Origin of the sequence: Microbacterium sp. ET2 (genome assembly GCF_030347395.1) — a bacterium.
GTDB classification, from domain to species: Bacteria; Actinomycetota; Actinomycetes; order Actinomycetales; family Microbacteriaceae; genus Microbacterium; species Microbacterium albipurpureum.
This window is the reverse complement of record NZ_CP128170.1, coordinates 1,329,880-1,354,883: the sequence shown is the minus strand read 5'-3', so window position 1 is coordinate 1,354,883 and position 25,004 is coordinate 1,329,880. Positions and strand designations below refer to the sequence as shown.

Annotated in this window: 21 protein-coding genes; 12 read left to right on the top strand and 9 right to left on the bottom strand. The window is 71.7% G+C overall.

Annotated features, from left to right (window positions below; genetic code table 11):
• Positions 1 to 36: 36 nt before the first annotated feature.
• Together QSU92_RS06595 and QSU92_RS06590 are read left to right on the top strand one after the other, a co-directional pair.
• Positions 37 to 1,257, top strand: a complete 1,221-nt coding sequence (locus QSU92_RS06595) for a cation:proton antiporter (protein ID WP_289265382.1) — start codon at positions 37 to 39, stop codon at positions 1,255 to 1,257.
• A complete protein-coding gene (locus QSU92_RS06590; RefSeq protein ID WP_289265381.1) occupies positions 1,254 to 1,745 on the top strand; it encodes a glutaminase in 492 nt (163 codons plus the stop codon). The genes QSU92_RS06595 and QSU92_RS06590 overlap by 4 nt, the downstream gene beginning before the upstream one ends.
• A gap of 21 nt (positions 1,746 to 1,766) precedes the next feature.
• Here the strand turns inward: QSU92_RS06590 and QSU92_RS06585 are convergent, their stop codons facing one another.
• Entirely contained in the window at positions 1,767 to 2,513 is a 747-nt protein-coding gene (locus QSU92_RS06585; protein ID WP_289265380.1) for a glutamine amidotransferase-related protein, read from the bottom strand.
• 78 nt (positions 2,514 to 2,591) lie between these two features.
• Between QSU92_RS06585 and QSU92_RS06580 the strand changes: the two genes are divergently transcribed.
• The 4 genes from QSU92_RS06580 (at position 2,592) to QSU92_RS06565 (ending at position 7,973) form a co-directional block, all read left to right on the top strand.
• Positions 2,592 to 3,209: an RNA polymerase sigma factor gene (locus QSU92_RS06580; protein ID WP_289265379.1), complete on the top strand. Its 618-nt coding sequence runs from the start codon at positions 2,592 to 2,594 to the stop codon at positions 3,207 to 3,209.
• Positions 3,196 to 3,666 (top strand): hypothetical protein, encoded by a 471-nt coding sequence (locus tag QSU92_RS06575; RefSeq protein ID WP_289265378.1) that lies wholly within the window; start codon positions 3,196 to 3,198, stop codon positions 3,664 to 3,666. The genes QSU92_RS06580 and QSU92_RS06575 overlap by 14 nt, the downstream gene beginning before the upstream one ends.
• Before the next feature lie 54 nt (positions 3,667 to 3,720).
• Positions 3,721 to 5,394, top strand: coding sequence for a S8/S53 family peptidase (locus QSU92_RS06570; RefSeq protein WP_289265377.1), 1,674 nt, complete (start codon positions 3,721 to 3,723; stop codon positions 5,392 to 5,394).
• Between the two features lie 128 nt (positions 5,395 to 5,522).
• Positions 5,523 to 7,973, top strand: coding sequence for a CHAT domain-containing protein (locus tag QSU92_RS06565; RefSeq protein ID WP_289265376.1), 2,451 nt, complete (start codon positions 5,523 to 5,525; stop codon positions 7,971 to 7,973).
• A 192-nt stretch (positions 7,974 to 8,165) separates the two neighbouring features.
• Here the strand turns inward: QSU92_RS06565 and QSU92_RS06560 are convergent, their stop codons facing one another.
• From QSU92_RS06560 to QSU92_RS06540, 5 genes are all read right to left on the bottom strand, one after another.
• Positions 8,166 to 8,777, bottom strand: a complete 612-nt coding sequence (locus QSU92_RS06560) for a LysR substrate-binding domain-containing protein (RefSeq protein WP_289265375.1) — start codon at positions 8,775 to 8,777, stop codon at positions 8,166 to 8,168.
• 45 nt (positions 8,778 to 8,822) lie between these two features.
• Positions 8,823 to 9,230: a transferase gene (locus QSU92_RS06555; protein ID WP_289265374.1), complete on the bottom strand. Its 408-nt coding sequence runs from the start codon at positions 9,228 to 9,230 to the stop codon at positions 8,823 to 8,825.
• A 152-nt stretch (positions 9,231 to 9,382) separates the two neighbouring features.
• Positions 9,383 to 10,156: a DNA-formamidopyrimidine glycosylase family protein gene (locus QSU92_RS06550; RefSeq protein WP_289265373.1), complete on the bottom strand. Its 774-nt coding sequence runs from the start codon at positions 10,154 to 10,156 to the stop codon at positions 9,383 to 9,385.
• Entirely contained in the window at positions 10,149 to 14,903 is a 4,755-nt protein-coding gene (locus tag QSU92_RS06545; RefSeq protein WP_289265372.1) for an ATP-dependent helicase, read from the bottom strand. The genes QSU92_RS06550 and QSU92_RS06545 overlap by 8 nt, the downstream gene beginning before the upstream one ends.
• A gap of 55 nt (positions 14,904 to 14,958) precedes the next feature.
• Positions 14,959 to 16,587 carry an ABC-F family ATP-binding cassette domain-containing protein gene (locus tag QSU92_RS06540; protein WP_289265371.1) on the bottom strand — a complete coding sequence of 543 codons (1,629 nt, stop codon included), beginning with the start codon at positions 16,585 to 16,587 and terminating at the stop codon, positions 14,959 to 14,961.
• A 1,045-nt stretch (positions 16,588 to 17,632) separates the two neighbouring features.
• On the opposite strand from QSU92_RS06540, the gene QSU92_RS06535 reads away from it, so the two are divergent.
• A complete protein-coding gene (locus QSU92_RS06535) occupies positions 17,633 to 17,980 on the top strand; it encodes a hypothetical protein (RefSeq protein WP_289265370.1) in 348 nt (115 codons plus the stop codon).
• Between the two features lie 5 nt (positions 17,981 to 17,985).
• Here QSU92_RS06535 and QSU92_RS06530 read toward each other — a convergent pair whose 3' ends face one another.
• Entirely contained in the window at positions 17,986 to 18,654 is a 669-nt protein-coding gene (locus tag QSU92_RS06530; RefSeq protein ID WP_289265369.1) for an alpha/beta hydrolase, read from the bottom strand.
• An 85-nt stretch (positions 18,655 to 18,739) separates the two neighbouring features.
• Here QSU92_RS06530 and QSU92_RS06525 point away from each other — a divergent pair, with 85 nt between their 5' ends.
• Both QSU92_RS06525 and QSU92_RS06520 read left to right on the top strand, forming a co-directional pair.
• On the top strand, positions 18,740 to 19,363 hold the full coding sequence (locus QSU92_RS06525) for an NUDIX hydrolase family protein (protein WP_289265368.1): 624 nt from the start codon (positions 18,740 to 18,742) through the stop codon (positions 19,361 to 19,363).
• Between the two features lie 9 nt (positions 19,364 to 19,372).
• On the top strand, positions 19,373 to 20,209 hold the full coding sequence (locus tag QSU92_RS06520; protein ID WP_289265367.1) for an AlbA family DNA-binding domain-containing protein: 837 nt from the start codon (positions 19,373 to 19,375) through the stop codon (positions 20,207 to 20,209).
• A gap of 15 nt (positions 20,210 to 20,224) precedes the next feature.
• Here the strand turns inward: QSU92_RS06520 and QSU92_RS06515 are convergent, their stop codons facing one another.
• Positions 20,225 to 20,896: a Type 1 glutamine amidotransferase-like domain-containing protein gene (locus QSU92_RS06515; RefSeq protein WP_289265366.1), complete on the bottom strand. Its 672-nt coding sequence runs from the start codon at positions 20,894 to 20,896 to the stop codon at positions 20,225 to 20,227.
• 185 nt (positions 20,897 to 21,081) lie between these two features.
• Here QSU92_RS06515 and QSU92_RS06510 point away from each other — a divergent pair, with 185 nt between their 5' ends.
• From QSU92_RS06510 to QSU92_RS06500, 3 genes are read left to right on the top strand one after another with little or no spacing between them, the layout of a single operon-like run.
• The gene (locus QSU92_RS06510) at positions 21,082 to 22,107 is read left to right on the top strand and encodes a TerC family protein (RefSeq protein ID WP_289265365.1); all 1,026 of its coding nucleotides are present in this window, start codon (positions 21,082 to 21,084) and stop codon (positions 22,105 to 22,107) included.
• Between the two features lie 49 nt (positions 22,108 to 22,156).
• Positions 22,157 to 22,456, top strand: coding sequence for a helix-turn-helix transcriptional regulator (locus QSU92_RS06505; RefSeq protein WP_289265364.1), 300 nt, complete (start codon positions 22,157 to 22,159; stop codon positions 22,454 to 22,456).
• A gap of 9 nt (positions 22,457 to 22,465) precedes the next feature.
• On the top strand, positions 22,466 to 23,392 hold the full coding sequence (locus QSU92_RS06500; protein WP_289265363.1) for a DnaJ domain-containing protein: 927 nt from the start codon (positions 22,466 to 22,468) through the stop codon (positions 23,390 to 23,392).
• Positions 23,393 to 23,455: 63 nt separating this feature from the next.
• Here QSU92_RS06500 and QSU92_RS06495 read toward each other — a convergent pair whose 3' ends face one another.
• A complete protein-coding gene (locus QSU92_RS06495) occupies positions 23,456 to 24,973 on the bottom strand; it encodes a D-alanyl-D-alanine carboxypeptidase family protein (RefSeq protein ID WP_289265362.1) in 1,518 nt (505 codons plus the stop codon).
• Between the last annotated feature and the right edge of the window lie 31 nt (positions 24,974 to 25,004).

The following is a 25,004-nucleotide window of genomic DNA, read 5'->3' as shown; positions in this document are numbered from 1 at the left end:
TGACGTGCGTACCGCCCGCTCGCTACGCTGAGCGACGTGGACGGGTTGGACATCGCCGCTGTGGTGATCGCGCTGGTCGCCGTGGCGGCGCCGCTGCTGGTGCGCGGCCTCAGCCGCTGGGTCGCCGTGCCCATCGTCGTGTTCGAACTCCTCCTCGGGATCCTCGTCGGCCCGCAGGTGCTCGGCTGGGTCGGCGAGTCGGCGTTCATCGACTTCCTCAGCGAGTTCGGCCTGGTCGCCCTGTTCTTCATCGCCGGCTCCGAGATCGAGGCCAGCGCACTGAGAGGCAGGAGCGGCCGGTTCGCGTGGTTCGGCTGGGCGATCAGCATCGCCGTCGGCGTGGGGATCGGCTTCATCCTCTCCCCGGGCGAGGCCGGCGTCATCATCGGAATCGCGCTGGCGTCCACCGCGCTGGGCGCCCTGGTGCCGATCCTCCGTGACAGCGGCGACCTGCGCACCCCGTTCGGTCGCTCGGTCATGGCGGTCGGCACCGTCGGGGAGTTCGGTCCGCTCATCGCGATCACCCTGTTCCTCGGCGGGCGTGACATCGGGACGGCGACGGTGGTGCTCCTGATCTTCCTCGTCGTCGCGGCCGGCGCGATGGTGCTGGCGTACCGGATGCCGCAGGGCCCGCTCTACACGGTCGTCACCGCGACGCTCCACACCTCCGGGCAGTTCGCCATCCGGGTGATGTTCCTCATCATCGCGGCGCTGGTGGTCCTGAGCGTCATCCTGGGCGTGGACGTGCTGCTCGGTGCCTTCGCAGCCGGTGTCATCTGGCGGCTCCTCATGCGCGGAGCGGGCGAGAAGCAGCGGAAAGACGTCGAGACCAAGGTCGAAGCGGTGGCGTTCGGCTTCCTCATCCCGGTGTTCTTCATCGACACGGGCATCGAGTTCGACCTGGCGAGCCTCATCGCCGAGCCGCTGCTGCTCCTGGCCGTCCCCGTCGCTCTGATCGGGCTGCTCGTCGTCCGGGGGCTTCCGTCGATGCTGGCCGCGCCGCGGGGATCGAGCGTGCGCGACCGGCTGGCGACGATGTTCATGGGCGCAACCGGCCTGCCGATCATTGTCGCGGTGACGACCATCGGCGTCGACGAGCAGGTGCTCGAGGGGTCCACCGCAGCGGTGCTGGTGGGGGCGGGGATGCTCTCGGTGCTCCTCTTTCCGCTCATCGCCGCCCTCACGCGCGGAAAGCGCGCGACCTCCGCCGATGACAGCCTCGAGTGGGATTCCGCCCCGATGTCCGACACCGCGTGAGTGTCCTCGACGATCTGCTCGCCGGTGCCCGGACCCGGCTGGCCGAGGTCTCCCGTGAGGGTCTCGGGGAGCTGCTGCCGCCGCGGCGCATGCTCGGAATCCCGCGTGCGCCCCGGATCGTCCGGCGGGGCGCCGCGTGGCATCTCGGCACGCTCCTTCTGACCGATGACGAGCTGCTGGCCACGGGCGACATCCTGCGAGCTCGCGCCGAGGTGCGGCGCGGCTTCACCGCGGAGTCGCAGCGGCAGCGCGCGGAGCTGGCGGCGGCTGCCCAGCGGGGCGGATTCGCCGAGGGCGAGACCGTCCACATCGGATGGCAGCGACTGGACCTCGACGCGATCGGTCGTGGCGTGGCATCCGGTCCCGTGACGATGGTCGACGACGAACCGCGCGTACGATGGAGCGCGACCGGCGGCTACGTTCCCCTCGCGGGGTATCTCGACGAACGGGTGGGTCTGCTCGTCGATCCCCCCGGAGGTGCGACCTGAGCGGTGCCGCCGGAGGAGGCGTCAGACCGGTGCGCCGAAGCGCGCGCCGAACGCAGCCAGCAGGCGGGCAGGCTCCGTGACCGGCGTCGCGAGCACCCGGCCGGCGATGACGTCGTAGTCGCGGGCGTCGTAGTATCCGTCGTTGCGGTAGACCTGCATGCGCTCGGTGAAGGCCCGCGGGGTCAGCTCGGGGTGGAACTGCGTGGTGTACAGCCGATCGCCGACGCGGTAGGCCTGCACCGGGCAGGCCTCGTTCGCGGCGAGGTGCACGGCGCCGGACGGCAGGGCGGCGGTGCCCTCCTTGTGGCCGGTCAGGGCGGAGAAGCTCGACGCGAGCGTGGCGAAGAGCGGGTCGTCCTGGGCGGCGGGCGTCAGCGACACGGCCGTCGGACCGGCATCCTCGGGGAATCCGCGGCTGACCTGGCCGCCGAGGAGGCGCGTGACCACGCTGATGCCGTAGCAGGTGAACATCGCCGCGAGGGAGTCGCCCTCGGCCGCCACGGCGGCGACCCGTTCGAGGTCGCGCTCGACGCGGCGCTGCACGTCGGTCTTCGACGATTCGGGGTCGACGACATTGAAGGGGCTCCCGCCGACGACCACGGCGCGGTACGTCTCCAGTGCGTCATCCGGCAGGGGCGAGCGGACCAGGTCGTGGCGGTGCATCCGCTCGATGCCGACCCCCATCGCCTCGCGGAACGACGTGTATTCGGCCGCTGCGGCCGCCTCCTGGGGACGCGCGCAGAGGTAGAGCAGGTCGGCGGAGGTCACCCGTGAAGTTTAGGTCGGCCGAGGATGTATCACACGTCCGGGTGGTGCCTCTGTTCGGGTGTGGCCACAATGGGCGCTATGACGCATGCTGACGCGGATGCCGGGGTCGACCCTGCCCGCCCTCTGCGTTGGGAGCTCGCCGCCACCCTGTTCCAGCGATGGCGCGACGGCGACCGCAGCGCGATGGATGACCTCGTCCGACTCATGACCCCGACCCTGTGGCACGTCGTCCGCGCCTACGGCGTCGATGCGGCGCTCGCCCAGGACGTCGTGCAGACGACGTGGCTGACCCTGGTGCGCCGGCACGAATCGATCGAGGAGCCGCGTGCCGTTTCGGGTTGGCTCACCACGACGGCGCGGCGGGAGGCGTGGCGGGTCGGCCGCCAGCAGCGCCGTGCCGATCCCACCGAGGTCGACGATCTCGAGCCGCACCTGCCGGCCCACGAATCGGCCGAGGAGACGGCGCTTCGCGACGATGCGTCGCAGCGCCTCTGGCTCGCGGTGGGTCAGCTCAATGAACGGTGCCAGCGCCTCCTGCGCGTGGTCGCCTTCGATGAACGACCCGATTACGCCCGCATCGCGACAGATCTCGCGATGCCCGTCGGCTCGATCGGTCCGACGAGGCAGCGGTGTCTCGGCAAACTGCGGGCGATCCTCGCAGAGGAAGGAGAGGACGGCAGAGATGACGACGGATGACTCGGCCGATGCCCGTCTGTTCGCACGGCTTCGCGCGGTGTGGGAGGAGGTCGATCCGATGCCCGCGGGCCTGGTCGACCGGATGGTGGCCGCCGTGGCGGTCGAAGACCTCTCCCGCGAGTATGCGCTGCTGACGCTCGTGGAGGGCACGCTCGCAGCGACCCGCGGTGACGCCGACACGGCCACGCTGCAGTTCAGCGACGGGCGCACGAATGTGCTGCTGCACCTCTCCGTCGCCGATGACGGCCGTCGCCGGGTGGACGGCTGGGTGGACGCCGAACCGCTGTCGATCCGCCTTGTGCAGAAGGGTCGCGAGTGGACGACGGATGCCGGCGAGCACGGCCGGTTCGCGTTCGTCGACGTTCCCCCGGGTCTGACCCGCCTCCGTCTGTCGCTTCCGGGTGCGCACGGGGAGACCGAGACCCGCGAGTTCCAGACTCCGCAGTTCGAAATCTGATCCTGCCGCGCCCGACGGGCGCGGCCTCGCCCCTGATCGAGGAGACGCCTCACCATGGTCCGACCCGACGGAACCCCTGATTGGCGCGATCGCGTCGACGCCGCCCGCCCCCGCGGAGTGCCCCTGGACCCGACCAGCGAACGCGTCGAGGGGGTGCGGCCCTACCCGACCGCATACGACCCCGACCACCTCCTTCTCACCGACGACGAGCTGCTGGACGAGATCCTCTCGATCCTCCGCGGCGCCGCGGGCGACTTCGGGTGGGGCGTGCGACTGGAGACGGTGCGGGGGGAGCGGCTCTCCGACGAGGCGGCGCGGGAACGCGCCGGGGTCGCGCGACGGGAGCTGGGTCTTCCGCTCGTCCTCGTCGCGCGGATCTTCCCCGACCCGCAGCCCGGCCGCGACGACGAACCCGTTCCGCCCATCGATGCGTGGCGACTGCTGCAGCGGGCGCGCGGCCGCTCCGGGAAGGGACTGCCCGGGGTCGGGCTCGACCACATCATCTCCATCGATCCGTACGGTTCGACGAACCCCTACGGGTCGACGAATCCCTACGGCTCGACCAATCCCTACGGGTCCACGAATCCTTACGGCTCGACCAATCCCTACGGGTCCACGAACCCCTACGGCTCGACCAACCCGTACGGGTCGACCAATGCCCCCGGTCCCGGTTCCTACGCCTATCCCGGGTCCGGCGGCCGCGGGGTGGTCTCGTACATCGGAGACCCGCCTCGCCGCGACGACGACTCGATCCGCGGGCGCCGCCCCGTGGTCGCCTTCATGGACACCGGATGCGGGCGGCACGCGTGGCTGCCCGACAGCATCGTCGATCGTCATCTCCACAACGGCGGCGAGCCGGTCGGCGTCGTGGGGGCTGCCACCGACCCCGAAGAGGTCGGCGACGTGTCCGGGCCCTTCGACGGATTCCTCGATCAGGCCGCGGGGCACGGCACCTTCGTCGCGGGGGTGATCCGGCAGATCGCTCCCGACGCCGACCTGATCTCCATCCGCGTCGCCGACAGCCAGGGCACCCTCCTCGAAGGGGAGTTTCTCGAGGCGGTGCGCGTGGTCGCGGAGCTCGTCATCCGCTACGCCCGCGGTGAGGGTGGCCGGCCGATCGACGTCCTCAATCTCTCGCTGAGCTACTACCACGAGACGCCCGAGGACGGGCAGTTCGATCAGACCCTCGTGACGTACCTCGTCGCCGCGCGTCGGCACGGCTGCGCCGTGGTCTGCTCGGCCGGCAACGATGCGACCGATCGCCCGGCGTTCCCCGCCGCGCTGTGGAAGTGGCCGGACGCCGACTTCACGGTGGAGGACCCCGACGACGCCGCTCCGCACCTGTCGGTCGGAGCGCTGAACCCCAACGGTAGGAGTGTCGCCCTCTTCAGCAACGTCGGCGACTGGGTCCGCGTGTACGCCCCGGGAGTCGCCGTCGTCAGCTCCGCCCCGCCGCTGAACGGCGGCATCCAGGCGGGCACCCGCAACGACCGGTACGGCCTCCGCCGCGAGACGATCGACCCCGACGACTTCACCGGCGGCTTCGTGATCTGGAGCGGCACCTCCTTCGCCGCCCCGCACATCGCGGGAGCGCTCGCCGAGATGGTCGGGGTGGGACTCATGGACGGCTCCCTCGATGAGAAGCCCGGCCCACGGGTGAAGGCTCTCCGCAAAGCCGGAGCGCAGCTGGAGAAGGAATGGAAGGGCACCACCCGGGCGCCCGCCTGAGCTCCCGGTGGTGGACGCGTGCAACGGCGGGGATCGCAGGCGACACGCCGCCCCGCGGCATCCGGGTCCCGGCGTGCCGGCATTCGGCCCCGCCATTGCGCACGCCCGCGTCTGCGCCAAGATGAAGGGTGGCCACGAGAAGCGCCGAGGATCTGCACCGACTCGCCGTCGAGCTGTGCATCTCCGGACGTTACGCGCGCGCGCTCCGCGTGCTCGCGCAGGCGTCCGGCCGTACGGATGACCCCGATCTTCTCGCGCGCATCGAGGGAACCCAGGCGCTGGCGCTGCAGCGCACCGGATCGCCGGCCGATGCCGAGCGGGTGCTCCGGGCAGCCCTGTCCGCGCGCGGGCTGACGGCGCACACCCGCGCCATCCTGCGGGGTCAGCTCGGGGCCCTGGCGATGTACGGCGGACGGCTCGACGAGGCCGAGCGGCTCTTCGGTGAGGCGATCGCTTCTCTCGACGACGCCGATCCCCTCGCCTCCGCCCGGGTGCGGATGAATCGGAGCCTGGGACGGATGCAGCTCCGCGATCTCGAGGGGGCCGCGGCGGATGCCGAGTGGGCGGCTGCGCGTTTCGCCGCTTCGGGTCTCGCGACCGACGAAGCCCACGCCCGCCACAATCTCGGCTACATCGCCCTTCTCTCGGGAGACCTCGTGACGGCGCTGGAGGCGATGCTGACCGCCAGGCCGGCCGCGGCGACGACCCCCGTCGCAGGGGCGGTGGGCGACATGGACCGCGCCGAGGTGCTGCGAGAAGCGGGGCAGACCACCGAGGCCGAGCGCCTGCTCGAGCGGGTCGCGGGCGTCTTCGGATCCCACCGGATGCCGCAGTCGCGGGCGGAGGCGGAGTTCCAGCTGGCCCGATCGCTCCTCACTCACGACCCCGCGCGTGCGCGGAAGGTCGCACTCGCGGCATCCCGCAGATTCCAGCGCCTGGGGAACGCAGCCTGGGCGCACCGGGCGGATGCGATCCGGTTGCGCGCCGAGCTGCAGTCCCCGCGCGGAGTTTCGGGGCAGGAGGTCGCCCGACGGGTCGAGGAGGTCGCGGTGGATCTCGTCCGAGAGGGCTTCCGCGGCGAGGCGACCGCCCTGCGGTTCACGGCTGCCGCGGCCGATCCCTCGCTCGACGGGCGGCGCCTCCGGGTGCGCGACGACGCGCCCCTCGAAGTGCGCCTCATCGCCCACGAGGTGAAAGCGGCCCGTGCGGCGCGGCGCGGTCGGCGCGGTGAGGTACGCCGGCACGCGGCGCGGGGCATCGACACCCTGGCGTCCTGGACCGGCACGTTCGGCAGCCTCGATCTGCAGACCTCCGCCGCGATGCACGGTGCGCGTCTGATGTACGCCGGTCTGGACGCGGCCCTGCACTCCCGGGATCCGGAGGTCGCCTTCGCGTGGGCGGAGCGCGCCCGACAGCTCAGCCAGCAGTCGACGCCGCTCCGTCCGCCTCCCGACCCCCAGCTGGCCGCCGAGCTGGCGGAACTCCGCACGATCCGCGCAGAGCGGCCGGGGATCGATTGGCTCGACGATCCACGTGCGGCAGAGCTGCGCGAACGGGCGCGCCGGCGGCAGTGGGCGGGAACCCGCGCGGGCGAGGCGTCGGAGCGTGTGACACTGCAGACCCTGCGCAGCGTCCTCGGTGCCGACACCGCGGTGCTCAGCTTCGTCTACACAGGAGCCGCTCTCGCGGTCCTCGTGTCGGACAGCGAGCACGACAGTCTCATCCGACTCGATGACCCCGCCGGGGTCAGCCTGCTGCTGTCGGGGCTGCGCGCGGATCTCGATGCGGCAGCGGCGGTGCGGTCGGGTCCGATGGTCTCGGTCGTGCAGGCCGCGCTGCAGACCCGACTCGCGGAGCTCGGCAGGGGCATTCTCGATCCCGCGCTCGCCCGCACCGATCGCCGGCGACTCGTGCTCACGGTGCCCGGCCTCCTCAGTGGGGTGCCGTGGGGGATGCTCCCCTCGATGGAGGGGCGGGTGTTCACGACGGCGACGTCGGCGACGCGCTGGGTGCGCGCAAGGTCCGGACCACCCGTGTCCACCGGCGGTGGAACCGGATTCGTCGTCGGACCGGGGGTGCCACGCGGCGAGGAGGAAGCCACCAGGGCGGCGTCTGCCTGGCCCTGGTCGGCGACGCTCATCGGGGCCGATGCGACCGTGCGTGGGGCGGCCGTCCTCGCCGCGTCCTCCAGCGTCCTCCACGTCGCCGCGCACGGTCGTCACACCGCCGACAACCCGATGTTCTCAGGTTTGGAGCTCACCGACGGCGTGCTGTTCGGCTACGACATCGACCTCATCCCCGATGTGCCCCGCGTCGTGGTGCTCTCGGCCTGCGAGGTCGGGCGGTCCTCGGTGCGGTGGGGCGAGGAGGCGCTCGGTATGGCCCGTATCTGGCTGCACGGCGGAGCGGAGTCGGTGATCGCGGCACCCGTCCGGGTGGCCGACGACGACGCATGCGAACTGCTCGCGATGATGCACGAGGGCCTCGCCGCCGGCGGGGCCCCGGCTGAGGCGCTCGCTGCTGCTGGGCGACGGACGGGAATCCGCGCGCCGTTCCAGGTGTACGGCCGGGGCTTCTAGAAAAACTTCGCGCGGCGTGTATCACGGGCCGGTCGCGCCGCTCCGACACTGTGAAGCGGCAGTGAGTGCGGTCGGCCGAAGCCCGACCGGGGGGCACTCAGGATCAGCCGGGGGGCGCGCTCCCGCGGGGCGTGAAGGATCCGAGCCGCTTCCGGGGGTGTCGCGGGGGTTTCGGTCCGCGGCACCCCTGTCTCACCTTCGCGAAGAACGGGCGCTGCGGCCACGGACGATCCCGATGAAGGTCTGGATGTGCGTCTCGATCTCATCGTCCGGCGGATCCAGTGGCCAGGCCAGACCCACGGATGACACGGGCCCGTCGATCAGCGGACGGAACGTCGCATCGCGGCGGTGGTGCAAGCGCGCCAGCGACATCGGCACGATGACGATTCCGGCTCCGCTCGCCGCGGTGGCGATGGCCTCGGCGGTGTCGAGCGAGCCGTCGAGGGTCGCCGCCACCGTTCCCGAGATCTCGACGCCGAGCACATCGTCCGAGGGAGTGAAGACGGTCTCGCCCGCCAGGTCGCCGAAGGTCAGCTCGTCGGCGACGCTCAGGTGGGACTCGGTGGACATGACGACGACGGGTACTTCGTCGTAGAGCGGGATGAGGTGCAGGCCGTCTCTACTGAGGGGTTGACGAACGAGCGCCGCGTGGACGTCACCGGCTTCGAGCCGACGCCGTTGCTCCGAGACCGAGATCGGCATGAGCTCGAGCGCGACGCGCGGCATCCGCTCCTTCCAGATCCCGATCCATTTCCCGGGGGTGGCGCCGGGAACGGCTCCGAGAAGGAACGGCCGGGAGGTCATGCCTTCAGGCTAACGGCGGCCGACGCATCGCCGCGCCCGGCGGGGTCATGCGGCCAGACGGAACCCTCGGCGGTCGGTCGCCACGCGCTCACCGTCGGCGATCGTCTCGTCGTCGCGGATGAGGGAGTTCACCGCGACCCGGGCGCCCGCGCCGATGTTCGTGCGGACGCCGATGCGCGCCCCGCCTCCGACGACCGCGCCGGGTCCGACGTGGGCGTGGGGAGCGATGTGGACTTCGGGGCCGATCATGGCCTCCGCTTCGATCCATGCACCGCGCCCGATCCGGGCGCCGGCAGCGATCTGGGCACCCGGTTCGACGTAGGCACCGGCCTCCACGATGGCGGTCGGGTGCACCTTCGCGCCGTGAGCGATCAGTCCGCGTCCGTTGACGTGCTTGCGGTAGCGGAGCGTCTCGCCCTGGTCGTTCTCGATGTCGACGTAGTTCTTACCCACGATCTCCTCCTTCAGCGCGGTTGTTGCGCCGAGTACAGATACAACCGATGCCTGCACAGATACATTCCCTCGCATCAGCCTTCTTGGATGCAGGGGCTTGCAAAGTCTTCGTCGCAGAGGTACACAGCGGATGGGTCGATGGGTGCGGCGTCTCAGGTCTGGCAGACGGGGCACCAGAACACGATGCGTTCGCGCGTCGGATCTGCCCCGAGTTCTCCGCCGATGATCGCTGTGCCGCACCGCCTGCAGGGTCGTCCCTCACGGCGGTAGACCCAGGTGCTCTGACCGGGGCGCGAGTCGCCGGTGAACGTCCGGCCGGAGCGGTCGCGGTTGGCTCGGATCATGCGTGCTCCGACATCGAGCAGTGCCGCCGCGTCGACGTCCGTGGCGGGAGTGGTGGGAAGGATGCCGCGGACGAAGAGGATCTCGTTGGCGTATTCGTTTCCGAACCCCGCGACATTGCGCTGCTCGAGAAGCGCGACGTGGATCTCGCGAGGGTCGGCGGAGAGCCGCCGAGCAGCCTCCGCCGGGTCCCAGTGGCTCGAAAGCGGATCGGGGCCGAAGTGGTCGACGAGTTCCCCTTCGTGTTCGGTGGGCACGACGGCGATGTCGGCCAGGTCGAATCCGACGGTGTCCCACTCGGCCGTGCCGACGATGGCGCGAGCCTTGTATCCGGGTTTGCGCCACCGCCCGCCGCGGCGATAGACGTGCCACTCGCCTTCCATCTTGAGGTGGCTGTGCAAGGTCCAAGAGCCGATCCGGTGCAGGATGTGCTTGCCTCGCGGAACCACCGCGTGCACGGTCTCACCGGAAAGATCGACCGTCGCGACCTGCGGCACCCGCAGATCGAAGCGCGCCACCGGGTGACCGGCGAGGGCCTCGTGGAGCCGCCGCGCGGCGCGGAAGACGGTGTCGCCCTCAGGCACGGCGCGCCGATCCGCCCGCGCCGGCCGCGGTCGCAGTGGCGCGGCGGAGCGTCAGACCGCGGGGGCTCTCGACGAATCCGGCCTCGCGGAGTGCGCCTCCCACGGGCGTGCCGAGGACGAACGAGCCGTTGACCTGCTCGACCGTCACCGTGTCGAGCCGGCGCGCGGCGATCGTCGCGGCCAGATCACGCGCCGCCGCCTGCAGCGAGGCGGCTTCGTCGGTGAACGCGAGGGTCGACTTCCCCCCACGCTCGACGTAGAGCACCAGACGACCGTCGACGAGCACGACGAGGCCGCCGGCTTTGCGGCCGGGGCGGTGGGACACCTCCTCGACCCGCGGCCAGGGGAGAGCGGCGCCGTAGGGATTGGCAGGGTCGGTCGCCGCGAGGGTGACGGCGGCGAGCGGCGGCGGGTCGGCGAGGGCGGCGAAGTGGCGCAGCCGGTCCACGGTGCTCGACGCGGCGAACTGGGCCGCGCCGAGCTTCTCGATCACGTACCCGCGGCGGCAGTGGCCGGCCTCTTCGAAGCCCGCCAGCACCCGGTACGCCTGCGCGAAGCCGCCCGGCATCCCCTCGGACTGGACGGAGCCGCGCGTCACCACCCCGTAGCGGTCGAGCAGCAGGCTCGCCGCCGCGGTCGCCCGCAGCGCCGGGTCGGGCTCGGGTGCGGGGAGGAGCGACCAGCGCCCACCGATGGCCGGCGGGCGGGGCGGTGCCGACGGGGTGACGCGGGGCAGGGCCGCGCCGCGGTACATCCGGGCGCGCGGCGCACGCCGGCTCACGCGGTGGGCCTGCGAGCCGCCGGTCAGGAGGGTGCGGATAGGCGCGAATGTGTCGTTGGTGACGCGTCCGGTCCACGTCAGCGCCCAGAGGGCATCGATCACGGACTGCTCGTTCTCCGCGTCGGCAAGTGACCTCAGCTGCGCGGCGAAGTAGGCGCCCCCTGCCTCGAGGACCTCGATGATGCGCGCCTCGAGCGACCCTTCGGCGAGCTCGTCCTCGGCCGGTGCGAGGGTGAGAGGCACGGTGTCGGCCGGATGCAGGGCGATCCAGCCGTCGCGTCCGGGGAGCGACCCGTGTCCGGACCAGACCACCTCGCCGCTCGTGGTCAGCTCGTCCAGGAGCGCCGGGGTGTAGTCGCGAACCCGCGCCGCGAGGATGAGCGACTCCCACGCGCTGGCCGGGATGGGTACCCCGGCCAGCTGCTCGACGACGGCGGCGACGCCGTCGATGCCCTCGAGCGGCCGGGTCACGTGCTGCCACTCCGGGAGGAATCGCGCGAAGGCGTCGGGGGGAACGGGCTCGACGCTGCCGCGGATGGCGGCCAGCGAGCGCATCCGCAGGCGGCGCAGCACCTCGCTGTCGCACCACTCGGCCTCCTCGGCGCGACCGGTCCGGTCGTCGCCGACGGGGAGGAAGAACCCGCTCGAGAGGCGCCCCTGCGCTTCGAGGCGCTGCAGCGTGAGGCGGGCGACGGCGGTGCCGAGGCCCAGGCGGGTTGCGACGTCATCGGTGCGGAACGGGCCATGGGTGCGCGCGAAGCGCGCGACGAGGTCGCCGAGTGGATCGGCCAGCGGCTCGAGGAAGGCCACGGGGATGCCCACGGGCAGGGCCACCCCGAGCGCATCTCGGAGGCGGCCGGCGTCTTCGATGCCGGCGACGCGTGCCACCCCGCCGATGGTGACGGGGATCGCTCGGCGCGCCTCGACGAGGGCGTCGAGGAGTGCCTGGGCGGTCTGACGGTCCGCCGCATCACCGGGCGACTCGTCGTTCGGCTGAAGGCGTGCGGCGACGTCATCCGCATCGAGCGGACCGAGCAGTCGCAACAGGTCGGCGACGCCCTCGAGACCCTTCACGCGGCGTTCGGGGTCCAGCCGCTGCACCTCGCGTTCGAACTGCGCGATGACGTCCGGATCGAGCAGCTCCCGCATCTCGACCTTGCCGAGCAGTTCACCCAGCAGCGCGGGGTCGACCGAGAGGGCGGCGGCGCGGCGCTCGGCGAGAGGCGAGTCGCCCTCGTACATGAACGCACCGACATATCCGAAGAGCAGGTCGCGCGCGAACGGCGACGGCTGGCTCGTCGTGGTCTCGATGAGACGGATGCGCCGGTCGGCGATGCTCGCGGCGATGCGCAGGAGCGCGGGGAGGTCGTAGACGTCCTGCAGCACCTCCCGAAGGGTTTCGAGGATGATCGGGAAGGTCGGGTACCGACGTGCGACCTCGAGCAGCTGCGCCGCTCGCTGCCGCTGCTGCCAGAGCGGGCTCCGCCGGTTGGGGTTGGTTCGCGGCATCAGCAGCGCCCGCGCCGCGCACTCGCGGAACCGCGAGGCGAACAGCGCCGACCCGCCGACCTCGTCGGTGACGATCTGCTCGAGCTCGTCGGGTTCGAAGACGAACAATTCCGCGCCGGGCGGCTCCGCCGTGGCATCCGGCACCCGGGCGATGATGCCGTCGTCGCTCGCGACCGCGGCGCCTTCGACGCCGAGGCGTTCGCGGATACGGGCGTTCACCGCGAGGGCCCAGGGCGCGTGGACCTGCATGCCGAAGGGGGAATGGAGGATGACGCGCCAGTCGCCGACCTCGTCGCGCGAACGCTCGACGGTGAGGGTGCGGTCGGTCGGGAGGGATCCGGTCGCCTCGCGCTGCTCGGCGAGGTAGGTGAGGAGGTTCTGCTGCGCATGCGGGTCGAGTCCCGCGGCGTCGAGGCGCTGGGCCGCTTTCTCGGCGCCCGCTGAGGTCACTTCTCGCGAGAACTTCCCGAGAGCCTCACCGAGTTCGGCGGGGCGCCCGATGCCGTCGCCGTGCCAGAAGGGAAGCTTGCCGGGCTGACCGAAGGCAGGCACGACGTTGACCCGGTCGTGGGTGATCTCGACGATGCGCCAGCTGGTCGTACCGAGGGTGAAGACGTCGTTGACGCGGGACTCGTAGACCATCTCCTCATCGAGCTCGCCGACGCGGGCGTTGCTGCTCTCGCCGGCGACGAACACCCCGAACAGACCACGGTCGGGGATCGTGCCGCCGCTCGTCACCGCGATCCGCTGGGAGCCGGGACGCCCCGTGAGGGTGCCGTGGTCGCGATCCCACACGAGCCGGGGCCGGAGCTCGGCGAACTCATCGGAGGGGAACCGCCCGGCCAGCAGATCGAGCGTGGCCTCGTAGGCGGAGCGGGGGAGGGTGCGGAACGGCGCGCTGCGTTTGACCGTGTCGAACCAGCCCTCGACGTCGATCGGCCCGAGCGCACACGCCGCGACGGTCTGCTGGGCGAGGATGTCGAGGGGGTTCTGCGGAACGGTGATCGCCTCGATCTGGCCTGCGAGCATGCGCTCGGTGACGATCGCGGTGTGCAGCACGTCGCCGCGGTGCTTGGGGAAGAGTGCGGCGCGGCTCACCTCGCCCACCTGATGGCCCGCCCGGCCGATGCGCTGCAGACCCGATGCCGCCGACGGGGGAGCCTCGACCTGGATGACGAGATCGACGGCGCCCATGTCGATACCCAGCTCGAGGCTCGACGTCGCCACGACGCAGCGGAGCACGCCCGACTTCAGTTCCTCCTCGACCTGCGCGCGCTGCTCCTTCGAGACCGACCCGTGGTGGGCTTTGGCGAGGACGGCGGGGGCGCCGGCCGACGATCCGGCCTGTGCCATCGTCGCGGCCGGGACGGTCGGGTCGGGGACCTCGGCGCCGATGCGCTCGGCGTAGATCTCGTTCAGCCGGCCCGTCAATCGCTCGGCGAGACGTCGGGAGTTGGAGAACACGATCGTCGACCGATGGGCGAGGATGCGGTCGACGATCGCCTCCTCCACGTGCGGCCACAGCGACCCCGTCCGTTCCTCCGGAGCCGAGTCGGGCGCGTACCAGTCGCCGGACGCGTCGCCGGCGGCATCCGGTTCGGGCGCCGCCCCCGGAGGAGGCGGCGGGTTGAGCATGTCTTCGACAGGCACCACCACGCGCAGGTCGAACGCCTTGGTCGAACGCGGCGCGACGATCTCGACCGGCTGCGAGCCGCCCAGGAAGCGCGCGACCTCGTCGATGGGGCGGACGGTGGCCGACAGGCCGATGCGCTGCGCCGGCGCGACGCCCGCATCGTGTGACTGCCGCAACGCGTCGAGGCGCTCCAGGCTCACCGCGAGGTGGGCGCCACGCTTGGTCGCAGCCACGGCGTGCACCTCGTCGATGATGACGGTATGCACCTCGCGGAGCGTCTCGCCCGCCTGGCTCGTGAGCATGAGGTACAGCGACTCGGGCGTGGTGATCAGGATGTCGGGGGGATCGGTGACGAGTTTGCGGCGGTCGCTCGAGGAGGTGTCACCCGACCGCACACCGACGGTGACGTTCGGCACGGGCTGGCCGAGACGGCGTCCCGACTGGCCGATGCCGACCAGCGGAGACCGGAGATTGCGCTCGACATCGACGCCCAGGGCCTTCAACGGCGAGATGTAGAGCACCCGGGTCTGGGCGGGCGGGGTCGCCCGGGCGCCGCGGCGGCGGCGACGGGGGGCATCGTCGGAGGCCTTCGCCGGAGCATCCTTCTCCCGGAAGATGCGGTCGATCGCCCACAGGAACGCCGACAGGGTCTTCCCCGACCCGGTCGGTGCGACCACGAGCGCATGCTTGCCGTGGGAGATCGCATCCCACGCCCCGGCCTGCGCCGCTGTCGGTTCGGCGAAGGCGCCACGGAACCAATCCTGGGTTGCAGGACCAAAGCGGCCGAGCACCCCAGGTGCTGCGACCGTCGAGGCGTCGCTCATCCCCCCATCTTCCCGCGCCCCTCCGACATCGGGGCGGGCTTGACCGTCCCTCTCCTCACTCCACGTCCGGGGGCTCCTGCCCATCGAGGTCAGCCTCGTGCAGCACCCCGTCCCGCAGCCCGAGCACGAGGTCGACCCCCAGCCGTCGGAGGAACGCGTCGTCATGGCTGACGACCAGCACCGCTCCGCGGTACGACGACAGCGCCGCGACGAGCTGGTCGACGGTGTCGAGATCGAGGTTGTTCGTCGGCTCGTCGAGCACGAGCAGGTGGGGCGCCGGGTCGGCCAGGAGCAGGCGGGCCAGCGCCACCCGGAATCGCTCACCACCTGACAGCGCCGACACCGGTCGGTCGACGGCCGCGCCGCGGATGAGGAACCGGGCGAGCCGGTTGCGCAGTTCCACCGTGCCGGTGCCCGGCGCGGCGGAGGCGATGTTCGCAAGCACGGACTCGTCGTCGCTCAGTCCGTCCACCCGCTGCGGAAGGTAGCCGATCCGGTCGGTATGAGGTTCGAGCAGGATGCCGTCGACGGAACCTCCGCCGCTCACGAGACGTTCCAGCGCGGTGGTCTTCCCCGCGCCGTTCGGTCCGACGAGGGCCACGCGCTCGGGACCCTGGATGATCCACGCGCGCTCGCCGCCGTCGATCGTGGCAATGCGTCGTCCCGCCGCAACCCCCGGATCGGGCAGGTCGATGCGCACTGCGTCGTCATCGCGCACACGACGCTCGGCGAGGTCGAGGTCGACGCGGGCGGCCTCCTCGCGGTCGGCCATGTCGCCGCGGTACTTGCCCGCCGACACCTGCGCGGCCCGCTTCAGCCCGCCGGCGACGATCTTCGGCACCCGCTTCTCGCGCTCGGCCTTCCGCCCCGTCGCCATGCGGTGCGAGATCTTCGTCTCGGCTTCGATGCGGTCGCGCCGCTCTCGCCGGTAGCGCTGCGCGGCAGCGCGCTCGGCCTGGCGCGCCGCACCCTGCTCCGCGTCGAGCCACGCCCGCCACTGCGAGTAGGGGCCGCCGAACACCGACAGCGTGTGGTCGTACAGCTCGGCGGTGTCGTCCATGCGCTCGAGCAGCGCGGTGTCGTGGCTGACGACGATCAGCGTTCCCCGCCACTGGTCGATCAGGTCGTACAGGCGGTGACGCGCATCGCGATCGAGGTTGTTCGTCGGCTCGTCCAGCAGGGTGATGGCGGTCGCGCCCGCACGGATGCCCGCGATCGCGGCGAGCACGGCCTCGCCGCCCGACAGCTCTCCCACGCAGCGGTCGAGCATGTCGGGTTGCAGGCCCGCCTCGGCGAGGGCGGCGTGACAGCGTGCTTCGATGTCCCAGTCGTCGCCGACGGTGTCGAAGTGCTGCGGGTCGACATCGCCGGATTCGATCGCGCGGACCGCGCGCAGCGCCGGGCCGGCACCCAGCAGGTCGGCGACGGGGGTGTGGACGTCGAGCGTCAGCCGCTGCGCGAGGGTCGCCACATCGCCGATGCGCTGGATCCTCCCGGCGGTGGGGATGAGATGGCCCGCGATGAGGCGGAGGAGGGTGGTCTTGCCCGTGCCGTTCCGGCCGACGAGGCCGGTGCGGCACGCGGGTATCGCGCCCGAGACGTCGCGAAGCGCGACCGTCCCGTCGGGCCAGTGGAACGAGACGTCGTCGAGGACGACGGACGGGGTGATGGATGACTGCGGCACGAGGCCTCCCGGATGTCTGAGGGATGCACAGACACCGGGCGCCGAGATGCGGCAGAGAAGACCTGACGGATGCGGCGGGTCGACGGTGTCAGCGCGTGAACGCGGAGCCGTCGGATACCTTCACCGGTTTTCCTCACGTCGGGAACAGGACCTGGACACTGTAGCGGGTCATCCCGGGTGCATCGCAAGGGGTTCGACGGCTCGCGACCCGTCAAAAAGTGCTGCCCGTGGGGCGCACCAGCCGCACTTTCTGACGGGTCGCGACCAGAGGCGGCGCGGCGGCCCGGGCGCGGGCTCCGCCTGCGGGCGGGGCGAGCCCCGCCCGCGGGGCGGGCCTCAGCGGGTCGCGACCCGTCAATAAGTGCTGCCCGTGGGGCGCACCAGCCGCACTTTCTGACGGGTCGCGACCAGAGGCGGCGCGGCGGCCCGGGCGCGGGCTCCGCCTGCGGGCGGGCCGAGCCCCGCCCGCGGGGCGGGCCTCAGCGGGTCGCGACCCGTCAATAAGTGCTGCCCGCGGGGCGCGCGACCCGCAGTTTGTGACGGGTGGCGAGCAGAGGCGGCGCGGGGGCCCGGGCGCGGGCTCCGCCTGCGGGCGGGCCGAGCCCCGCCCGCGGGGCGGGCCCCGGCAGGTCGCGACCCGTCGAAAAGTGCCGCCCGTGGGGCGCACCAGCCGCACTTTCTGACGGGTCGCGAGCAGAGGCGGCGCGGCGGCCCGGGGGCGGGCTCCGCCTGCGGCGCGGGCCGAGCCCCGCCCGCAGGGCGGGCCTCGGCGGGTCGCGACCCGTCAGAAAGTGCAGCCCGCAGGGCGCGCGAGCCGCAGTTTTCGACGGGTCGCGTGCAGCCCGCCGTCACACACGTGCCAGCCCGCCGTCACACACATGCCAGCCCGCCGTCGCGCGCGCCCGCGCGGCGCACCGGAGGAGATCGACGCAACGGAGGTGCCGACCCGCGCGTCACGTCCTCCCTGACGTCGATCTCCGCCGGTGTGCGGAGAATCCGCCGGAAGGGGGACGCGAAGACCGATGCCTCGCCATACCGTGGCGGCATGACGCAGCACGGCACTGACGACGGCGGTCGCAGCCCCGATCGACGGGCGCTCGGGTGGTTCGGCGGCATCATCATCGGACTCGGCGTAGGACTGGCCATCGGGCTGTCGCTCGGCAACGTCGGCGTGGGTGTCGCCATCGGTGCCGGCGTCGCAGTGGCCATGGGCTCAGCCCTCTCCGCTGTCCGTTCGCCAGGGGCGCGTCGCCGCGACCGCTCGGGCCGCGCTGATCGCTCGGGTCGGGCGGAGGCGTCGGGCGCCGGCGCCGCGAGGGCCGCGGCCACGGACGACCGGCACCTTCCCGATGGGGGCTTCGACGGAGACGGAGGCGGAGGCGGCGGGGACTGAGTCGCCTACGTCGACTGGTCGAGGCGCTTGTCGAGGAACACCCGGACATCGCGCAGCTCGTCTTCGGAGACGCTGTGCGTGAGCCCCGGATAGAGCCGGCCGCTGAGGTCGACGTGGTCGGGGAGCCACTGCGCGGTGTGATCCACCAGCGCCGCGGGGATGACGTCGTCGCGCGACCCGCGACCCCAGAACACCGGCGGCCGGCGTGCCGCGAGGGCGGCGTCGCCGGGAAGCGCCCCCGGCGTGACGTAGCCCGACAGGTTCACCACGAAGGCGAAGCGCTCGTGGTGAAGGCGCAGCGCCTGCAGTGCGACGGCCGCGCCCTGCGAGAAACCCAGGAGGCCGACGCTCGTGGCCGGCGCGGCGGCGGCATCCATCCACTGCAGAAGAGCCGTGGCGGCGGACGTGACGGCCCCCGGGTCGCGGCCCTGCAGACCTTCGATGGGGTACCAGGAGTACCCCGGCGAGGGCCACGGCGGAGTCAGCGGCGCCCGCACCGCGGCGACGACGAAGTCGGGCGGGAGGAACGGGACCAGTCCGAACAGATCGCGCTCGTCGGCGCCGTAGCCGTGCAGCAGCACCAGCAGGGGTCGCCCCGCGCGGTCGCCGGGCTCAGCGGACCACAGCGCCAGGTCGTCGGCGAGGGCGAGGGAGGGAGCGGGCTCGTCGGACATGCCGACATCCTTCCAGAGGCTCCCGACAGGTCTCCCGGCGCTCTCGCTCCTGGGTGATCGCGACGCCTCGGGGTATACATGACCTATGCCGGTGCGTACCCCTGACCCCGACCCGGGCGAGAACGACGACGCCCGCGGCGCTCGCCGCGACCCGCTCGACGGGCTCGGCGGGGGCTCGACGGGCTCGTCGGCCAATCCCGGATGGCTGAGCGACGTCGAACTGGCCGAGGCCCGGCGGCGGCTGCCGATGCTGTACGTCGAGGCCATTCCCGTCCGCACCGACGGCATGGGGCAGGTGATCCAGGTCGGCATCCTGCTCCGTGCCACCCCCGTCGGGGAGATCACCCGCTCGATCGTGTCGGGGCGGGTGCGGTACGGCGAGACGGTGCGCGACGCGCTGTTCCGCCACCTCGAGAACGACCTCGGCCCGATGGCCTTCCCGCTCCTGCCGCCTCAGCCGGTGCCGTTCACCGTGGCCGAGTACTTCCCCCTCCCCGGTGTCAGCGCCTTCCACGACGACCGGCAGCACGCCGTGTCGCTGGCGTTCGTCGTGCCGGTCACCGGCACCTGCGAGCCGCGTCAGGACGCCCTCGAAGTCACCTGGCTCTCGCCCGACGAGGCGTCGTCCGACGCCGTCGCGGCCGAGATGGAGGGTGGGCGCGGAACCCTCATCCGCCTCGCGCTGGCGAGCGTGGGCGCGCTGCGCTGAGAGGGACGGATGCCGCAGAGCCCCCTTCTGGTCGATTTCGCCGTCGCGCTGCCGATCTCCGTCGGTACCGCGTATCTGCTCGCCCGCCTCATCCTGGCGATCTTCGGCAGACGCCTCTCGTTCAGCGTCACGGCGATGACGCTGATCTCGCTCCTCGGGTTCAGCGTCGGCATCTTCCTGGCGGGAATGTTCCTCTACGGCCAGCGACTATGGATGCCCACCACCCTCCTCCTCACCTTCGGGACGAGCCTCGGGCTGTCGTTCCTCGTCGCGGCGATCGTCGCCCTCACGCAGCGCGGGGCGGGCGACGCCGACGTCTCGGCGGTGCTGCGCGCGGGGGAGTCGGAGCGCGCGGAGTTCAAGGAGACGGCGCGCTGGAACGTGCGGGAGAGCAAGAAGGATGCGCGGATGGAGCTCGCGATCGCCAAGACGATTGCGGCGTTCCTCAACAGTCGAGGCGGCGTGCTCGTCATCGGTGCGAACGACGCCGGCGAGGCGGTGGGACTCGACCGCGACCTCGCGACCCTTCGGACACCCGACCATGATCGATTCGAGCTGTGGCTGCGCGACATGCTGTCCACGACGCTCGGCCGGAACGCGGCGGCGCTGCCGCGCATCCGGTTCGTCCGTGTGTCACCCGGCGATGCTGTCGTCTGCGCGGTGGAGTGCCCGCCGTCACCGAAGCCGGTGTTCCTTGCGGCGAGCGGCGGAGGCGCCACGACCGAACTGTGGATCCGTGTGGGCAACTCCACCCGTGCGCTGCCGGTCGACGAGGCCCTGGAGTACGTCCAGCGCCACTGGCGCCCGACGCTCGCGTCGGTGCTGACGGGACGCCCCGCGGGCTGAGCCCCCCGCGCCGCATCACGCGCGGAGGTCTACCCACGTGCCCTCCGACAGGACGTGCGTGACTCCGTCGACGACCGAGATCGCGCTCTGATCGTCGAGGGCGTAGGCGGGCCGGTCGATCCCCTCCGCCCACCGGTGCGCGCGGTCGAGCGTGTTCGACTCCCACCCCGGGTAATCCAGGTGGGGGAAGATCGAGAAGTCCACCAGGCCCAGCGTCTCGTCGCCTGCATCGGGTCGCCACTCGACGAACTGCGCACCGATGCGCGGGGTGAGCACCATGCTCCCGGCGCTGACGCCGACCCACACCGTGTCGGTCAAGGAGGGGAGGAGATCGGCGAGGCCGGATTCCCGCAGCCAGTGAGCGAGGAAAACCGCCTCGCCGCCGTCGACGAGCAGCGCGTCCGCCTCCCTGACCCAGGGCACCCAGCGATCGCGGTCGATGCTCGGCAGCGCGGTGAGTTCCAGCATCCCGAGCGATCGCCAGCCGAGCCCCGTGAGCGCCGACCCTCCCGGAGGGTGGGCAGCGACGGTTCGCCAAGCGCTCTGCGGTGAGCACAGGGGGTGGCCCCACTGGGCGGTCGGGATGACGAGCGCATCCGATTCTTCGACGGGTTTGCCGAGCATCTCGACCAGAGCCTCGCGGATGGTCGGGTTCGTCACGCCGCCGGATGTCAGGAGGAGCTTCACGATCGCACCCTACGCGCCGTCCGCACGATGCACGAGCTTGCCACCGAAACATGAAGTATGCTTCACTCTTCTTCGAAGGGGAGTAATCCTCGCGACGTATCGACAGTACGGTCACCCGTTGTGACCCGGTGCGTGGGGCGCGACACGCCTGATGAGACCTTCACGACACTCGTGGAGGTTCTCTCATGTCCGTCCCGCTCTGGGCTTGGTTCGTCGTCCTCGGCGTCATCGTCGCGATGCTCGTCGCCGATCTCGTCGCCCACCGGAAAGCCCACGTCATCGGGATCCGCGAGGCGGCCGCCTGGTCGATCGTCTGGGTGCTGTCAGGCATCACCTTCGGCATCGTCGTCTGGAACTCGTGGGGCGCGGAGTTCGGCCAGCAGTACTTCGCCGGATACGTCATCGAGAAGTCCCTCGCCGTCGACAACGTCTTCGTCTGGGCGATCATCTTCGCCGCCTTCGCGGTGCCCCGCGAGTTCCAGCACCGGGTGCTCTTCCTCGGTGTGCTCGGGGCCCTCGTCTTCCGCGGGATCTTCATCGCCGCCGGCGCGGCGCTCATCGAGAACTTCTCCTGGATCCTGTACGTCTTCGCCGCGTTCCTGGTCCTCACCGGCATCCAGATGATCCGCACCCGCAACGAGCACGTCCGCCCCGAGAAGTCCCGGACGCTGAAGCTGTTCCGCCGATTCGTCCCGATGACCGACGCCTACCACGGCCCGCGCTTCCTGGTGCGCAAGGCCGGCGTCCTGGTCGCCACGCCTCTTCTTGCGGTTCTCGTGCTGGTGGAGGTGACCGACATCATCTTCGCGGTCGACTCGATCCCGGCGATCTTCGCCGTCACCAGTGAGCCGTTCCTCGTGTTCACCGCCAACGCGTTCGCGATCCTCGGCCTCCGGGCGATGTACTTCCTCCTCGCCGACCTCATCCACCGCTTCCGCTACCTCAAGATCGGGCTCGCGTTCGTGCTCGTGTGGGTCGGTGTGAAAATGGCCCTCCTCGATATCGTCAAGATCCCGACCCTCGTCTCGCTCGCAGTGGTCGCGCTCATCATCGCCGTCGCCATCACCGCGTCGCTCATCGCGACCCGCGGTCAGGGTCGTCGACAGATCGAGGTGGAGTCGGCCGGAGCCTTCCGTCTTGCCACGGAGGAGGAGATGGCCGAGCTCGAGCCGCTCTGGCGTCGACCCTCCGCCCGCCTCGAGAAGGTCTGACCGAGGTGCGGGATTGGCGGGCGGGGGGCGCGCGCGACACAATCGAGGGATGACCAGCGGCGGAGCGTGGACCTTCCTCACCCATCACGCGCACGTCCTCGTCGCCGTCGCCGACAACAACGACGTCACCCTCGCCGAGATCGCCCGCATCGTGGGGATCTCCGAGCGCTCGACGGTGACGATCCTGAACGACCTCGTCGCCGAGGGCTACGTCGAGCGCGAGCGGCGCGGGCGCCGCAACCACTACACGGTGCGTTCGACGCGGCCCCTGCGGCATCCCTCCAACGCCGACCATACGATCGGCGACCTGATCGGCGCTCTCAGCCGAGTCTCGATCAGCAGCGCATAGCCTGAAACGGTGTTCGACAGCCCGTTGTCCGCCTCGGCCTACGAGGTGCTGCAGGTCGACCCCACGGCCGATGACGAGACCCTGCGCCGTGCCTACCGCCTGCGGCTGCGACAGACTCACCCCGACACCGGGGGCGATGCCGCGATCTTCGTGCAGGTGCAGCGGGCTTGGGAACTCGTCGGCACCGCCGACGCCCGCGCCGCCTACGACCGCGGGCACGGGTTCGGTGCCGAGCCGGCACCGGAATGGTCGGGATGGCGCCCGCCGGCGCCCCGCGCCGACACGCGTCCCCGCGCCCGGTCCTACGGGCACCCCGGGGGCTGGCGTCGCGAGCGGTATCTCGCCCTCGTCCGTGAGTGGGTCGGACGCGGGGTCACCGTCGACGACCCCTACGACCCGGCTCTCGTCCGCTCCGCGCCCCACCACCTGCGTCGGCTGCTGGCAGACGCGCTCGCCGAGGAGGAGACCGCCCGCACCGTCGCCGACCTCGGCATGGGCTACACCGTGTGGCATGACGTCGCCGCCTCAGGTCGCGACGGCGACCCCGACGTCAAGCTCGATCACATCGTGCTCGGCCCCAGCGGGCTGTTCGGGATCCTTTCCGAGGACTTCGGCGGGCCGGTCGGGGTCCGCCGAGGCGAGATCGTCGGAGACGGGATCCCCGAGGGATCCGTCGCGGGACTGCTGTCGCGGATGCGGGTGGTCTCCCGCGCCGCACGGGTGAAGTTCACCGGGGCCATCGTGGTGCTCCCGGACGAGGACGTCGCCGAGACGATCCAGGAGCTCGGCAAGGTCAAGGGCGTGCCCGTAGCGCTCGTCTCGCGCAGCGCCCTGGCCACGGTGCTGCGACGGGGTCTGCCCGGTGCCCGCGCCATCGGCGGAACGGAGTTGTTCGAGATCCGCACGCGGCTCCAGCACACTGCGCAGTTCGTCTGAGCGGCGACGCCCGCGCCGTGACCGCGCGGGCCGCCAGCGCGAGAAGCCGCGACCGCGCTGCGCTCAGCCGGTGAGGCCGAACAACTCCAGCGGATGGGTGAGCCGCCACCAGAACGTCGGGTCCTCGACGTCCTGCGCGAGCTCGAGGCCGACCACGCTGTCATCGAGCGCGCCGGCTGCGGTGAGCGCTCCGACCGCGTCGCCCTCGGCGCGCAGGTCGTCGAGGTCGAAGGTCGACTCCACGGACGCCGACCCGCCGTTCCACGCGATCACCGACGCATCCGCACTCGTCACGATCGGCACGTCCTCACCCCACGCCGTCCGGACGAATCCGGCCGTCGTGCCGGCCGGTACCGCGACCGTCGGCTGCAGTTCGGCCTCGAGCTGCGCGTACAGGGCGCGGGATGCCGCCAGGCGCGTCTCGTCATCGGGCTGGCCGAGGACGGCGGCGTAGAGGGTGATCGGGGTCTCGGCGACGGTGATGTTCTTCGCCGACAGCAGGCTCCACCGGTCGAGCGTGCCGGTCTTGATGCCGACGACCCCCGGGTCGGCGAGGAGGCCGTTGGTGTTGGTCACGAGCCCGGCTCCGGGAAGCTCCACGGACTGCTTGGCCACGATCTCGGCGACGACCGGATTCGCGAGCGCGCGCTGGGCGAGTGGGATGAGGGCTTCGGCACTGGCGCTGTTGCGCTCGTCGATGCCGGTGGGTTCGACGATCGTGAGCCCCGAGATGCCGTGCCGGTCGAGCCAGCTCGCCGCCGCGTCGGCGAAGACGGCGTCGGTGGGGTACAGGTACGACGCGAGGCGGTCGGCGTAGTTGTTGGCAGAGCCGATCAGGATGCCCTCGAGCATCTGGTACATCGAGAGGCTTCCCCCGACGGGGACGTCGAGGGCGGACTCGCCGCCGGCCAGGTAGTCCCAGTACTCGCTGCTGTCACCTCCGGTGAAGCGGAACTCCGGTCCGGGCTCACCGGGGGCGAGGGGGAGCTCATCGAGGACGACGAGGGCGGTCACGACCTTGGTGATGCTCGCGATGGCGTCGCGGTCGGCGCTGGAGGCCAGCGGCCCGCCGATGCCCTCGACCGCGACGGCGGCGCTTCCCTCGGTGGGCCACACCGGCGCTGCCGCGGGCGCCGCGGACGGGAGGACCTGCACGGCCTCGACCTCGGGGGTCACGGCGTACAGCGGCCAGAGTCCCGTGGTCGCGGCGTAGCCCCCCACGAGACCGAGGATCACCGCGGCGGGGAGCAGGACGCCGGGACGGAAGATCGAGCGGCGCGGGGCGCCGGCGAGCAGGTCGGCGCCCACCGGCACATACGGCACACCCCCGCCGGAGAGGTCGGTGAACCCGGGCGGGCGGGCGAGGAGCGCAGACTCATCGACCCAGGTGAGGGCGGTGGGATGCCGCGACTCGGCGACGATCGACGGTTCGGCCAAGCTCGATCGTGTCGGTGACGGGGCGGCGTCGCCCTCGGGTGCGGTCAACACTCCCGCGTGCGACGGCGACTCCGCGGCATCCGTCTCCCCCTGTCGCCGGCGCAGGCCACGACGCGTGAGGGGGTCCCGGTCGTCCTCCGCCATTCGCCTACGCTACAACGCCGACGGCGATAGG

Bases quoted from the DNA above. Each gene is read 5' to 3' on its own strand.
- QSU92_RS06520 (WP_289265367.1), top strand. From the start codon at position 19,373: ATGCCGCAGAGCCCCCTTCTGGTCGATTTCGCCGTCGCGCTGCCGATC.
- QSU92_RS06535 (WP_289265370.1), top strand. From the start codon at position 17,633: ATGACGCAGCACGGCACTGACGACGGCGGTCGCAGCCCCGATCGACGG.
- QSU92_RS06570 (WP_289265377.1), top strand. From the start codon at position 3,721: ATGGTCCGACCCGACGGAACCCCTGATTGGCGCGATCGCGTCGACGCC.
- QSU92_RS06530 (WP_289265369.1), bottom strand. From the start codon at position 18,654: ATGTCCGACGAGCCCGCTCCCTCCCTCGCCCTCGCCGACGACCTGGCG.
- QSU92_RS06525 (WP_289265368.1), top strand. From the start codon at position 18,740: ATGCCGGTGCGTACCCCTGACCCCGACCCGGGCGAGAACGACGACGCC.
- QSU92_RS06545 (WP_289265372.1), bottom strand. From the start codon at position 14,903: ATGAGCGACGCCTCGACGGTCGCAGCACCTGGGGTGCTCGGCCGCTTT.
- QSU92_RS06575 (WP_289265378.1), top strand. From the start codon at position 3,196: ATGACGACGGATGACTCGGCCGATGCCCGTCTGTTCGCACGGCTTCGC.
- QSU92_RS06580 (WP_289265379.1), top strand. From the start codon at position 2,592: ATGACGCATGCTGACGCGGATGCCGGGGTCGACCCTGCCCGCCCTCTG.
- QSU92_RS06560 (WP_289265375.1), bottom strand. From the start codon at position 8,777: ATGACCTCCCGGCCGTTCCTTCTCGGAGCCGTTCCCGGCGCCACCCCC.
- QSU92_RS06505 (WP_289265364.1), top strand. From the start codon at position 22,157: ATGACCAGCGGCGGAGCGTGGACCTTCCTCACCCATCACGCGCACGTC.
- QSU92_RS06495 (WP_289265362.1), bottom strand. From the start codon at position 24,973: ATGGCGGAGGACGACCGGGACCCCCTCACGCGTCGTGGCCTGCGCCGG.
- QSU92_RS06510 (WP_289265365.1), top strand. From the start codon at position 21,082: ATGTCCGTCCCGCTCTGGGCTTGGTTCGTCGTCCTCGGCGTCATCGTC.